Below are 12861 nucleotides of genomic sequence, written 5' to 3'. Positions count from 1 at the left end.
GGCCGCGGCCTCGGTGGCGGGCTGGGCGCGCTCTGGCTCCGCGCCTTCCCGCTGGTCGCCGATCACCAGGACAGGTTAGTTGGACAGCGACTCTTCCTCATACGCCACCGCCTCGTGTCCCAGGTCGAGCAGATCGGCGTAGACCGCCGCCACGCGGGGCCCCACCTGCGACCAGTCGAACCGCTGCGCGTGCCGCAGCCCGCGCTGGACCCGTTGCTCGTCGGGCCGGTCCAGGACCGACAACACCGCAGCCGTGAGCGCCCGCGGGTCGCCGCTCGGGAAGACCTCGCCGAGGCCGGCGCGGGGCCGGCGCGGGTCGTGCTGCAGCAGCTGGGTGAACGCCGGCAGGTCGCTGGCCACGACCGGTGCGCCGCTGGCCATCGCCTCCAGCAGCACGATGCCGAAGCTCTCCCGGGCGGTGTGCGGGGCGACGAAGACGTCCGCTCCGGCGAGCAGGGCGGCCTTGTCGCGGTCGCTGACCGAGGCCTCGCGCCGGATCCCGGCCGGCAGCGCCCGGTGCCCGTGGCCGGCGACCACCACCTCGAGGCCCGGCGCGGCGGCCCGGATCGCCGGCAGCGCGGCCAGCAGGACGTCCAGTCCCTTGCGCGGCTCGTCCACCCGGCCGAGGAACACCAGCTGGGGCGCCGCTCCCCCACGCCACGGTCCGGCCGCGGTCCGGGACGGGCAGAAGTCGCGCACCCGGAAGCCGTTGGGGATCAGCGCGGCGTCCCGGTCCAGGTACTGGCGGACCACCCGGCGGGCGGGGTCGGAGACGGCGATCCCCGCCCCGATCCTGGCCACGGTGCCGCGCATCGTGGCCCCGGCCAGCCGCATCGAGCGCGAGCGCGGGGTGGCGGTGTGGAAGGTGGCCACCACCGGCAGGTCGGCCGCCCAGAGCGCGAGCACGGAGACGCTCGGGGTCATCGGCTCGTGCACGTGCAGCAGGTCGAAGTCGTGCCCGGCCAGCCAGCGGCGGACCCGGACCGCGCTCCGCGGCCCGAAGGCCACCCGGGCGACCGAGCCGTTGTAGCGCAGCGGCACGGCCGGCCCGACCGAGGTGAACCGGCGTACCAGGTCGGGGTCGGCCAGGTCGTTGCCGGCCAGCCCGGTGGGGTCGCCGCAGCCCAGGACGTACGGGTCGTGGCCCGCGTCCCGCAGGTAGGCCGCCAGCCCGAGGACGTGGTTCTGCACCCCGCCCGGCCGCTCGAAGGAGTACGGGCAGACCAGGCCGACGCGCAGCGGCCCGGTCACCCGGCCTGCCGGGAGGGCTCGGCGGCGAAAAAGGGCTGCATCAGGTGCCAGTCCTGGGGCCGCTCGGCGATCCGGGCCGCGAAGAAGTCGGCGACCTGCTGGGTCATCGTCACCAGGCCGGCGCGTCCGGGCCGGTGCGGCACGGGGGACCCGAAGCGGATCACCATCCGCGGCCCGTCGTAGTGGCAGACCGCGGGCAGCAGCACCGCGCCGGTTCGCCGGGCCACCATCGCGGGTCCGGCGGGCATGGTCACGGGACTGCCGGCCCACGAAACCGGCACCCCGGTGCCGTCCAGGTCGCGGTCGGCCACCAGGCAGACCAGCCGCCCCTGCCGGAGGGCCCCGGCCAGCCCGGAGATGACGCCGGGGTCGCCGTGGGCGAGCACCTCCATGCCCAGCGACTCGCGGAACGCGACGAAGGCGGCGTACTCCGTGTCGCCCAGCCGCTCGGCGACGGTGGTCACGGGCATCCCGGTGCGGCAGGCCCAGGCGCCGGCGAGGTCCCAGTTGCCGCTGTGCGGCAGCGCGACCACGGCTCCGGGACCGGCGTAGGCATCTCGGAGCGCGTGCTCGCCAACGGTCTCGACCCGACCCGTCGTCCCGGCCGCGGACCAGCCGGGCAGGGCCAGCACCTCCCAGAAGGTCCGCAGGTAGGAGGCGACAGCCCTCGCCAGCAGCCTGTCCGTGACCGGACCGCCGGTGGCTGTCTCGAGGTTGGCCCGCAGCCGGCGCACGTGGACGCCCGGGCGCACCACCGCGAGCCGGCCGGCCGCCGCGACCAGCACCCGGACCAGCGGCTCGGGGACGCGGGCGGCGGTGCGCCAACCCAGCCGGTACAACCCGCGCAGCGCCGCGTCGCGGGCCCGGTCCGCCAGCGCCCGGTCAGCCAGCACCCGGTCAGGCGGCGTGGGCATCGAGCGCGACCGCCTGCCGTCGGACCTGGGCGATCCGTTGCAGGACGGTGATCATGCTCGTCACCGCCAGCACCAGCACGGCGATCTCCAGCACGTACGGGACGCCGAACCCCGCCACCAGGGCGCCGACCAGGATGATGACCAGCCGGTCCGCGCGGGCCGCCAGCCCACCCGAACAGGTGAAACCGAGGCTCTCGGCGCGCGCCTTGACGTAGGACGTCCACTGCCCGAAGACCAGCCCGGCCAGGGCGACCGCCCCCCAGAGCGTCGAGTCCCGCTGGTAGGTGAAGAAGAGCAGGATGCCGCCGAACACGGCCGCGTCGCCGAGCCGGTCCGACGTCGAGTCGAGGAAGGCCCCCCAGTTGCTGGCCCGGCCGCTGACCTTGGCCATCTGCCCGTCGAGCATGTCGGAGAGCACAAAGAAGGTCACGACGAGCGCGCCCTGCCACAGCCACCCCTGCGGGAAGCAGATCAGGGCCGCGGCCACCACGCCGACGGTGCCGGAGATCGTCACCAGGTCCGGCGAGACGCCGAGCCTGAGCAGCAGCCGGACCAGCGGTCCGAGGATCGCTGCGGAGATGCCGCGGAACCGCTCCAGCATCAGCCGCGCCCTGAGCCGGTCGTCGGGCCAGCTGCGGGCTCGAGGTGGTCCCAGGCCGCGCGCACGACCTGCCAGGTGTCGTCCAGCAGCTGCGGCAGCGCCTTGGTCTGGCCGACCACGGGCAGGAAGTTCGCGTCGCCGGCCCAGCGCGGTACCACGTGCTGGTGCAGGTGGGCAGCGATGCCGGCGCCGGCGACGGCCCCCTGGTTGAGCCCGAGGTTGAACCCGTGCGGCGCGCTGGCCGCCCGGACGACGCGCATGGCCTGCTGGGTCATGGCCGCGACCTCGGCGGTCTCTTCGAGAGTCAGATCGGTGTAGTCGGCGACGTGCCGGTACGGGCAGACCAGCACGTGGCCCGGGGAGTAGGGGTAGAGGTTGAGCACGGCGAAGGCGAGCTCGCCCCGGTGCACGATCAGCGCGTCGCGGTCGTCGCGGGCCGGGATGGTGCAGAAGGGGCAGTCGTCCGCGTCCGCCGTGGCCGGCTTGTCCTGGCCGCCGATGTAGACCATCCGGTGCGGGGTCCAGAGCCGCTCGAAGCCGTCCGGCTGACCGGGCAGCGTCTGCTCCGCGTCGATGGCCACCGGGTCGGTCGTGTTGTCGCTCACGGCCCTCAGACCTGGACGCGTCGGGCGATGGCGTCGGTGATCTCCGCCACCGCATCGGCCACCGGGACGCCGTTCTTCTGGGTGCCGTCGCGGTAGCGGAAGGAGACGGCACCGGCGGCCGCGTCCTCACCACCCGCGATCAGCATGTAGGGCACCTTCGACTTCTGGGCGTTGCGGATCTTCTTCTGCATCCGGTCGTCGGAGGTGTCCACCTCGGCCCGGACGCCGGTCGCCGCGAGCTGGGCGACCACGTCGCCCAGGTAGCCCTCGAACTCCGCGGCCACCGGGATCCCGACGACCTGGACGGGAGCCAGCCAGGGCGGGAACGCGCCGGCGTAGTGCTCGACCAGCACGCCGAGAAAGCGCTCGATCGAGCCGAACAGGGCCCGGTGGATCATCACGGGCCGCTGCCGGGAGCCGTCCGCGGCGGTGACCTCCAGGCCGAACCGCTCGGGCAGCATCAGGTCGACCTGAATGGTGGAGAGCTGCCAGCTGCGCCCGATCGCGTCGCGGGCCTGGACGCTGATCTTCGGCGCGTAGAAGGCGGCCCCGCCGGGATCGAGGACCAGGTCCAGCCCGGTGCTCTCGGCGGCGTCGCGCAGCGCCTGGGTTGCCCGCTCCCACTCCTCGTCGCTGCCGATCGACTTCTCCGGGTTACGGGTGGACAGCTCGAGGTAGAAGTCGCTGAGGCCGTAGTCGGCCAGCAGGTCGAGCACGAACTGCAGCAGGCTGAGGATCTCGTCCTGCAGCTGGTCCGGCGTGCAGTAGATGTGCGCATCGTCCTGGGTCATGCCGCGGACGCGCGTCAGTCCGTGGACCACGCCGGACATCTCGTAGCGGTAGACGCTGCCGAACTCGAAGAGCCGCAGCGGCAGCTCGCGGTAGGAACGGCCCCGGGCCCGGAAGATCAGGCAGTGCATGGGGCAGTTCATCGGCTTCAGGTAGTAGTCCTGGCCCTGCCGCTTGACGGTGCCGTCGGCGTGCAGCTCCTCGTCGACGTGCATCGGCGGGAACATGCCCTCGGCGTAGAAGCCGAGGTGGCCGGAGATGTCGAACAGCTCCGCCTTGGTGATGTGCGGGGTGTTGACGAACTCATATCCCGCGTCGACGTGCCGGGACCGCGAGTAGTCCTCCATCACCTTGCGCAGGATGCCGCCCTTGGGGTGGAAGAGGGCCAGCCCCGAGCCGATCTCGTCGGGGAAGGAGAACAGGTCCAGCTCACGGCCCAGCGTGCGGTGGTCGCGTCGCGCAGCCTCCTCGAGCCGGGTCTGGTAGGCCTTGAGCGCGTCGCGGCTCGGCCAGGCGGTGCCGTAGAGCCGCTGCAGCTGGGCGTTCGCCTGGTCGCCGCGCCAGTAGGCGGCGGAGTTGCGGGTCAGGGCGAAGGCGGGGATGTAGCCGGTGTGCGGCACGTGCGGGCCGCGGCAGAGGTCCTTCCAGGCAGCGGAGTCGTCGCGACGCAGGTTGTCATAGATGGTCAGCTGGCCGGCGCCGACCTCGACGCCTTCGTCCCCCGCACCTGTTGACGGGCCGGCGGACCCCTTGTCGGCGATCAGCTCCAGCTTGTACGGCTCACCGGCCATCTCGGCGCGCGCCTCGTCGTCGCTCACCTCGCGCCGGCGGAACCGCTGCCGTTCCTTCACGATGCGGTTCATCACCTTCTCCAGCTCCCGCAGGTCCTCAGGGGTGAACGGCTCGGCCACGTCGAAGTCGTAGTAGAAGCCGTCGACGATCGGCGGGCCGATGCCGAGCTTCGCCTCCGGGTGCAGCGACTGCACCGCCTGGGCGGCGACGTGAGCGGTGGAGTGCCGCAGCACGTCCAGCCCGGCTGGGGAGTCGACCAGGACCGCCTCGACGACCTCACCGTCGGACAGCTCGCGGGTCAGGTCGCGCAGCTCGCCGTCGACCCGGGTGGCGACGACGGTCTTGTCGTCACCCCAGAGGTCCAGCGCAGTGGTGCCGGTCTCGACCACCCGCGTCTGGGAGACGTCGGAGCGGACGAGGGTGATCGACATGCTCGGCACGTTCGGCGGACCTTCCGGCAGGGGCGGGGACAGAGGTCAAGACTAGACCGCCGGGCCCCGCGCGCTCGACGTCGTTCTGAGTACCGTGAGGCCCGTGAGCACCCTCGACCAGACCCGAGCGACCCGTCCGACGCCCACGGCGAAGGCCGTGCACTCCTGGTCGCTGTTCCGCACCCTGGGTCGCTACGTCGCGCTCGGCTCGATGCCGTCGGGGGCCATCGAGGAGCGGCAGGAGGGCGGGCTACCGCTGCTCGAGCTGCCCGCCGAGCTGGCCCGGCACGGCTACACCAGCACCCAGCTCTGCCACTTCTACCTGCCCTCGCTCGAGACCGGGTACCTGGAGGAGCTGCGGGCGGCGTTCGTCGAGGCCGGGGTGGAGCTGGAGTGCTTCCTGGTCGACGACGGCGACCTCACCCACCCGGTCGAGGGCCCGGCCCAGCTGGAGTGGGTCTCCGGATGGCTGGACGTGGCGGCCACGCTGGCGCCCGCGCGCGCCCGGGTCGTCGCCGGGAAGCAGGCACCGGACGCGACGACCCTGGCCCACAGCGCCGACCAGCTGCGCGAGCTGGCCCGGCGGCACCCGGCGGTCCGCGTGGTCACCGAGAACTGGCACGCCCTGTTACCGGACGCCGCCAGCGTCAACGAGCTGCTGGACCGGACCGCGGGCGAGGTCGGCCTTCTCGTCGACCTCGGCAACTGGAAGGGCCCCGGCAAGTACGCCGAGCTCGCCGCCGTGGCCGCCCGCGCCGAGACCTGCCAGGCCAAGGTCCGCACCAGCGCGTCGGGCGAGGTCGACGCCGAGGACTACCGCGCCTGCCTGGGCGTGCTCCGCGACGCCGGCTACGACGGTCCGCTGGCCCTGGTCTACGACGGCGCCGACCCGGACGAGTGGAACCGGCTGGAGGACGCGGCCGCCATCGTCGCCGAGGTCTTCGGCTGACCGCAGCGGGCAGCCGCCCGCCTCGGGGGCGGCGTGGCGAGGACGTCGAACTGCGTGAAACCATGGCAGACGTGCCCGCCACCACGGCCGGGACGCCACCCGAGGAAGGCTCTCACCGTTGACCAGCCCCGTTCTCTCCGTCCAGCTCTACGCCGTTCGTGACGGCCTCAGCACCGACCTCGACGGCACCCTCGCCCGGCTCGCCGCCATGGGCCTGCGCGACGTCGAGGCGTTCGACTTCATCGACAAGGCGCCGGCGCTGGCCGAGTCCTTCGCCCAGAACGGCCTGCGCGCCCGTACCGGCCACGCGTCGCTGATGTCGGAGGGGCTCGAGCTCGACGACCCGGCCTTCGCCAGCGGCAAGGCCCCGGCACCCCCGACCCAGGACACCGTCTTCGAGGCAGCCAAGGTCCTCGGGCTCGAGATCGTCATCGACCCCTTCGTCGCACCCGAGCGCTGGCTCACCGAGGAGGCCGTGCTCGACAACGCCCTGCGGCTCAACGCCGCCGCCGAAAAAGCCGCCGACCACGGTCTCCGTGTGGGTTACCACAACCACGCGCAGGAGTTCAACGCCAGCTTCGGTGGCGTTTCGGCTTATGAGTTCTTCGCCTCCAAGCTGCGCGACGACGTGGTGCTCGAAGTCGACCTCTACTGGGCCGCCACCGGCGGCCAGGACATCACGGCCCTGCTCGGCCGGGTGGGCGACAAGGTCAAGGCGCTGCACCTGAAGGACGGCGTCATCGGTGACAACCCCTTCCGGCCGGGGGCGCCCCGGATGGATGCCTCGACGCTGGACCAGCGCCCGGCGGGCAAGGGCGACCTGCCCCTGCTGGACTATCTGGCCGCCGCCCCGGAGACCGAGTACGGCGTGATCGAGTTCGACCACTACGCCGGCGGCGACATCTTCGACGGCATCGCCGAGAGCGTGCAGTACTTCAACGCCCACGGCTTGAGCTGACCCGCCAGACCGACGCGGACGCCACGGCCGGACCTTCCATCTCCGGTCGCGGCGCCGCTCCGGTCGCCCGGTCGAGTATCTCGTGAAAGATCAACACAAACCGGGTATTCCGGTCCGTCGGGAAAGGGCGAAGGAACCGTTTCCGTTGGCCGAAGGACCCGAAGCGCGCGTTGATTTCCAGGTGTTAATGCCGGGCCGCTAGCGTGTTCGTGTGCCCTATTTCGTCGCCTACGTCAGCTCGGCCTCGCAGCTGCTCACGACCGAGCAGCTGGAGGAGCTCCTGGTGACGTCCCGGCGCAACAACGAAGCGCGCGGGTTGACCGGCGCGCTGCTCTACCAGGACGGGAACTTCATCCAGGTCCTCGAGGGCGAGCAGAGCGTGGTCGAGGACCTCTACAACCGCATCGCCATCGACCCCCGGCATCGCCAGGTCATCGTCCTGGTTCGGGGCACCACCGCCGAACGGCAGTTCGGCGAGTGGTCGATGGCCTACTCCGACCTGAGCGGCAGTCTCAGCGCCCTGGCGGAGGAGTCCCGCCTGCTCCACGCGGACGGGGACTCCGACGGCGCGGATGGCGCCGGTGTGGGCCGTCGGCTCCTGCTCTCGTTCCGGCGCACTCTCGACAACCGGTCGCGCTGAGGGCTGAAGAACTGCCCCGCCGGTCAGCGCACGTCGCGTCCGTGGGCGGCCAGGGCCAGACCGGTGAACGAGACCGCGAGCACCAGCGGGAAGCCGAGGAAGCTGTCCCCCACCTGCTCGGCGACGGCGAGGTCGAGGTCGGCGCGTCCGCCCAGCAGGGCGACCTGGGCCGCAGAGGTCACGCCGACCAGGCTGCTGGCCAGTCCCAGCAGCACCCGGCTGGGTTGCGGGAAGCCGGCCGAGTCGTCCCTGGCGTAGCCCAGGTCGGTCAGCAGCCGCCACAGCAGACCCGCCAGCAGGGCCGCACTGACGCCGGTCAGCGACACCAGCGCGACCACGGGCTCGGTCAGCCAGGACCGGTACGGGTAGACCAGGGTCACCAGCAGCACCCCGGACAGGGCCACCTGGGCCTCCAGCGTCAGCCGGCGACGGAGTGCCAGCCAGCCGAGCAGCAGCACCGTGGCCGCCGTCACCGCGGTCAGGATGTCCTCGGTCCGGGTGACGACGTGGAGGTAGTCCAGCATCGACGCCGTGCCGAAGAACAGGGCGAACGTGATCAGCAGGACGGGCGCGAGGCGGCGGCCCCGGCCGGCCTGGACCAGGGCGGCGACCAGCGCGAGCAGGCTGCTCAGCACGGCCGACGCCAGGGTGATCCAGGTGCCGCCGAAGTCGAGGACCTGTCGGGCCAGCGCGACCTGTCCGCAGGCGCGGACCACGACCGAGGCCAGCAGCTGCCCGCTGATGCCCAGGCCGACGACCAGGGCCAGCACCCACCCGTAGCGCGACCACACCTCCAGCAGCTCCTCAGGATCCGGGCGGCGGGCCGCGTCCCCCCGCGGCACCCGGTCAGCGATGGCGGTCACCCCGGCGCAGGCCCCCAGCACCAGCACGGCGACGACCAGGCCGACGAGCAGCTCGCGGACCTGGACGGGGTCACCCGGGTCGCGCAGCCGCCGTCCCTCCTGGACCACCCGGGCGAGGGCGAGCAGGACGAGCACCGACCCGCTCCAACGGGCGGTGCGGCGCGTGCGGTGCCGGTCGACCCGCTGCCAGACCCCGGTGGCGGTCCAGGTGGCGGCCGCTGTGGTGATCTCGATGAGTGCGGCCCCGGCCAGCACGGCGACCGGGACGGCCAGCGCCCACAGCGGTGCGGTGACGCGGCTGAGCTGGCTGAGCTGGATGTCCGGCGTGCCGGCTCGCAGGGAGGCCAGTCCCCAGGTCTGGAACACCACCAGCGCGTGCCCGATCACGACGAGGCTGACCACCAGCTCGCCCCAGTGGAACGGCGAGCGCCAGCGCAGCCCGACCAGCAGCGGCAGCACCGCGGTCAGGCCGATGATCACCGCGTCGGCGGGGGCGAGGTCGTCCCACTCCACCGGGTAGAGCAGGACGGCCATCGTGATCCCGGTGACGGCGATCCGCGCCGGCACCCACAGGTGCAGGCCGGCGGTGAACAGGCAGCTGAGGGCCAGGATCGTGCCCAACAGCAGCAGGGGCAGCCCCCAGCTGGGCAAGCTCTCGTCCGGCGGGGAGAAAAGCAGCCGGTCAGACCGTCGGAACGCCCCGGCGAAGACGGCCGAGAGCATCAGCAGCACGTACAGAACGACCACGACGGTCGCGACCACCCGCAGCCCGGGCGGCCAGCCCGAGCTGCGCAACCGACCCGTGCGGACCGGGTCGACGAGGGTCTTGACCAGCACGAAGCGGACGAGCCGGACGAGCGGCGCCAGCCGTCGGACGGGGTGGCGGCGCAGGCCAGCGCTGACCGCCGGGGTGGTGTCGGTCGTCGAGGTGCTCACGAGGGACCGACCGACTCGACCTGCAACGTCGCGTCGTCCGCGGCGTAGGACGTCACCCAGACCCGGCCCAGACCGCAGCCGGCGACGCGGACGTCAGTGGCCGGAGCCCGCAGCGGCCATCGGTCCCGGACCGTACCGGCGTCGTCGAGCGCCACCAGGTCGGTCCCGCTGAAGGCGAACGCCGTGGCCGAGTCGGGTCCGGCCGCGGTGCAGTCGGTGGCCGCCGCGCTGGTTCCCGGCAGACTCCAGAGGACGTCCCCGGAGGTGGTCGATCTGGCCTGCAGGGCGTCGCCGACCTCGACCCACACCTGACCGGACGCGGCGACCACCCCACTCAGCCCGAACCCGACCGGTCGCTCCCAGCGGCGGCGCCCGGTCGCCGGGTCGTAGGCCAGCAGGGAGCCGTTGGTGCCCAGCACGACCGCGCCGGACCCGACGACCAGCCCGGTGACGTAGACCGACGGGGCGTCGAACTGCCAGCGCCGGCGGCCTGTCCCGAGGTCCCAGGCGGTGAGGGTGGGACCAGCATCGACCGCCACCAGCACCGAGCCGTCGGCGGCCAGGGCCTGGTGGACGCCGTGCGCCAGCTGGTCACGCCACAGCCGGACGCCGCTGCGCAGGTCGAACACGGCCACCTCGCCGCTCACGGTGCCGACCGCGACCCGGTCCCGACCGGCGACGACGGGGGCGACGACGGCCACGTCGTCCAGAGCGACGCTCCACCGGAAGCTGCCCCCGGCCCCGTAGGCCGTCAGCCGGCGATCGGTCGTGGTGACCAGTACCAGCGAGCCGATGCTCGTCACGGCCACCACCGCCCCGCCCGGGCGCGCCCACCAGTGCGCCCACAGGTTTCCGGGACCGAGCGGGGTGAGACCGCTCAGGTCGCCGGCTCCGTACGGGGCGTAGCTGATCTCCCCGTTGGCGGCGACCACGGGCCGGGTTCCGGTGAACACGGTGGCCGTGTCACCGCCGAAGGTGGCGTCACCGGCGAGGAGCTTCTCAGGACGCACCGTCCACCGGTCCAGCCCGCTCAGGTCGAGCGCCGGCTGCCGCAGGTCCAGGTCCGTCACGGCCGGGCTGCTGCCGGCCGGAGCCACCACGTAGGCCTCGCCCCGGAAGCTGCCCCGGCTGTCGACCACGCCGAGTCCCGGGCACCACAGATTGGTCTCGTTCCAGGCCTCCGGCATCTTCCCACCCGTCAGCGAGGTGGTCGACTCGACCTGCAGGCACCCCTGCGAGGCTCGGCCCGGGTCGCTCGGGGCGACGGCTCGCGAGGTGTTGCGGTAGGTCAGCTGCCGGGTCACCGGCCGGGCCACCGCAGAGCCCGCGCTCGACCAGGTACGGCCGACCGCCACGTCCGCCGGCAGCTCGAGGAAGCGCTGGAAGCTGATGCCGAGGTCCTCCCAGTCCTGCACCTTCAGCCAGACGCCGTCGGTCCCGACCGAGCGGATCCGGTACCGGCTCGGCGAGTCGACCCCCGCGGGGACGAGCGCCTCACGCCACCAGGACGCGGCCGCCAGGCCCTCGGCCGGCGGGTCCAGGGAGGTGAAGGCCGCCGGCGACATGGCCGAGGTGATGACGCTGCCCGAGAAGCGCGCCGACTCCTCCATCGCGGGAGTCGTCCGGCCCTGCTGGGTCACCTCGACCGACTGCCGAGTGGCATCGGCCGGCAGGAACGAGGCGGCCGTCGACCGCACCGGCTCAGCGGCCTGCAGGGGACGGTGGACCGCGGCGCCGAACCAGACCAGGAGCGCGGGCACGACGAACGCCACCACCCACGATGTGCGGCGGGGTACGGCAGCGCCGGAGCTGACCACGTCCGACCTCCTCGCGGCTCGCCGAAACGGTACCGGCAGCAGGGGTTCGCGGCGGGTCTTTCGGCTCGTTTGCGGCGAGGAAGTCGAGCGTCGGACACGGGTCAGGGGTGGGCGATACTGGGTTCGAACCAGTGACCTCTTCGGTGTGAACGAAGCGCGCTACCACTGCGCCAATCGCCCCTGCGGCCCCTCGCGGGGCGTCGACAACCTTAGCCCACGGCGTCCCGTGCTGCCGAATTCATCCGGGCCGGCGGCCGCTACGGGTCCTGGTCGGCTCCGGAGCGCTCGGCGAAGGTGGCCGCGACCTGGTCGGTCACGGGGTGGGCACCGAAGCTCACGTCGTCCCAGGCCATGACCCCCTGGATGTCGCGCAGCGAACTGGTCAGGAAGACCTCGTCCGCGGCCTGGGCCTCGGCCAGGGTGAGGTTGCGCTCCTCGACGGGCCACCACTCCATCAGGAGCTCGCGCGTGATCCCCGCCAGCGCGCCCGCGCTCAGCGGCGGGGTGACCACCGTGCCGCCCTGGACGACGAACAGGTTCGAGCCGGTCCCCTCGCAGACGTGGCCGGCGGTGTTCAGCAGCAGCCCCTCGCTGCCGCCCCGGGCCACGGCGTCGGCGAGGACCCGGACGTTCTCGGCGTAGGACGTCGACTTCACTCCCGCGAGGGCGCCGTGCTCGTTGCGGGTCCACGGGGCGGTGACCACGGTGGTCCTCGGGTTCGCCGGCTGGCTGCGGTCGAGCGCGACCACCAGGGTCTGCGGCCCGTACGCGGCGCCGGAGCCTAGCGGCCCGCGACCTGCGGTGTAGGTGATCCGGAGCTTGCCGAGCTCGACGCGTCGGCCGTCCAGCAGCTCGTCGATCGCCGCCCGGATGACCTGGTGGTCGGCTGCCGGGAGACCCATCGCGGCGCACGACCGGTCCAGCCGCGCCAGGTGTCGCCGGGTGGCGAACGCCCCGGCGGGAGTGACCTTGAGCGCCTCGAAGACGCCGTCCCCGACGACCAGGCCGTGGTCGGTGACCGCGACCCGCGCCTCCTCCGGATCGGCGAAGAGCCGCCCGTTGGCCCAGACCCGCAGCCCCGTGGTCTGGGACGGACGGTCAGACGTGGCAAGCGGCATCTGGCCAGGGTAGTGTCCGCGAGCCGGGACCCGCGGGAGCCGATCCGTTTGGACTCCCGCGACGGCCTCGGCTAGTGTTTCTCCTCGCACCGGGGGATGAGGTTCTCAAGCCCGGGGCATGCGGACGTGGCGCAGTGGTAGCGCATCACCTTGCCAAGGTGAGGGTCGCGGGTTCGAATCCCGTCGTCCGCTCGGAG

11 protein-coding genes and 2 tRNA genes are annotated in these 12861 nt (G+C 72.9%); 4 read left to right on the top strand and 9 right to left on the bottom strand.

From position 1 onward, the window contains the following. Nucleotides 1-75: 75 nt before the first annotated feature. Genes ACFE7W_RS11305 through thrS form a run of 5 tightly spaced genes read right to left on the bottom strand, consistent with a single transcriptional unit; the run spans nt 76 to nt 5383 of the window. The gene (locus ACFE7W_RS11305; RefSeq protein ID WP_375424889.1) at nt 76-1251 is read right to left on the bottom strand and encodes a glycosyltransferase family 4 protein; all 1176 of its coding nucleotides are present in this window, start codon (nt 1249-1251) and stop codon (nt 76-78) included. Beyond that, entirely contained in the window at nt 1248-2165 is a 918-nt protein-coding gene (locus ACFE7W_RS11300) for a phosphatidylinositol mannoside acyltransferase (protein ID WP_375424888.1), read from the bottom strand. The genes ACFE7W_RS11305 and ACFE7W_RS11300 overlap by 4 nt, the downstream gene beginning before the upstream one ends. Continuing rightward, nucleotides 2149-2766, bottom strand: a complete 618-nt coding sequence (gene pgsA, locus ACFE7W_RS11295) for a phosphatidylinositol phosphate synthase (RefSeq protein ID WP_375424887.1) — start codon at nt 2764-2766, stop codon at nt 2149-2151. The genes ACFE7W_RS11300 and pgsA overlap by 17 nt, the downstream gene beginning before the upstream one ends. After that, nucleotides 2766-3371 carry an HIT domain-containing protein gene (locus tag ACFE7W_RS11290; RefSeq protein WP_375424886.1) on the bottom strand — a complete coding sequence of 202 codons (606 nt, stop codon included), beginning with the start codon at nt 3369-3371 and terminating at the stop codon, nt 2766-2768. Before ACFE7W_RS11290 ends, pgsA begins: the two co-directional genes overlap by 1 nt. Before the next feature lie 5 nt (nt 3372-3376). Next, nucleotides 3377-5383, bottom strand: coding sequence for a threonine--tRNA ligase (gene thrS / locus ACFE7W_RS11285; protein WP_375424885.1), 2007 nt, complete (start codon nt 5381-5383; stop codon nt 3377-3379). 103 nt (nt 5384-5486) lie between these two features. On the opposite strand from thrS, the gene ACFE7W_RS11280 reads away from it, so the two are divergent. The 3 genes from ACFE7W_RS11280 to ACFE7W_RS11270 all read left to right on the top strand — a co-directional run bounded on the left by ACFE7W_RS11280 (nt 5487) and on the right by ACFE7W_RS11270 (nt 7930). After that, nucleotides 5487-6332, top strand: a complete 846-nt coding sequence (locus ACFE7W_RS11280; RefSeq protein WP_375424884.1) for a sugar phosphate isomerase/epimerase family protein — start codon at nt 5487-5489, stop codon at nt 6330-6332. A 118-nt stretch (nt 6333-6450) separates the two neighbouring features. After that, nucleotides 6451-7290 (top strand): sugar phosphate isomerase/epimerase family protein, encoded by an 840-nt coding sequence (locus ACFE7W_RS11275; RefSeq protein ID WP_375424883.1) that lies wholly within the window; start codon nt 6451-6453, stop codon nt 7288-7290. Between the two features lie 211 nt (nt 7291-7501). Continuing rightward, the gene (locus ACFE7W_RS11270) at nt 7502-7930 is read left to right on the top strand and encodes a BLUF domain-containing protein (RefSeq protein ID WP_375424882.1); all 429 of its coding nucleotides are present in this window, start codon (nt 7502-7504) and stop codon (nt 7928-7930) included. A 23-nt stretch (nt 7931-7953) separates the two neighbouring features. Here ACFE7W_RS11270 and ACFE7W_RS11265 read toward each other — a convergent pair whose 3' ends face one another. The 4 genes from ACFE7W_RS11265 to ACFE7W_RS11250 form a co-directional block, all read right to left on the bottom strand. Continuing rightward, entirely contained in the window at nt 7954-9729 is a 1776-nt protein-coding gene (locus ACFE7W_RS11265) for a hypothetical protein (protein WP_375424881.1), read from the bottom strand. Continuing rightward, the gene (locus tag ACFE7W_RS11260) at nt 9726-11546 is read right to left on the bottom strand and encodes a PQQ-binding-like beta-propeller repeat protein (protein ID WP_375424880.1); all 1821 of its coding nucleotides are present in this window, start codon (nt 11544-11546) and stop codon (nt 9726-9728) included. Before ACFE7W_RS11260 ends, ACFE7W_RS11265 begins: the two co-directional genes overlap by 4 nt. Nucleotides 11547-11654: 108 nt before the next feature. Then, nucleotides 11655-11726: transfer RNA gene (locus ACFE7W_RS11255), tRNA-Val, on the bottom strand. A gap of 77 nt (nt 11727-11803) precedes the next feature. Then, a complete protein-coding gene (locus ACFE7W_RS11250; RefSeq protein WP_375424879.1) occupies nt 11804-12664 on the bottom strand; it encodes an aminotransferase class IV in 861 nt (286 codons plus the stop codon). A 120-nt stretch (nt 12665-12784) separates the two neighbouring features. Here ACFE7W_RS11250 and ACFE7W_RS11245 point away from each other — a divergent pair. Continuing rightward, a tRNA-Gly gene (locus ACFE7W_RS11245) sits at nt 12785-12856 on the top strand. Nucleotides 12857-12861: the final 5 nt, after the last annotated feature.

Source organism: uncultured Friedmanniella sp., assembly GCF_964244285.1.
Taxonomy (GTDB): domain Bacteria; phylum Actinomycetota; class Actinomycetes; order Propionibacteriales; family Propionibacteriaceae; genus Microlunatus.
Note: the sequence above shows the minus strand (reverse complement) of the source record. Positions and strands in the feature narration are given on the sequence as shown.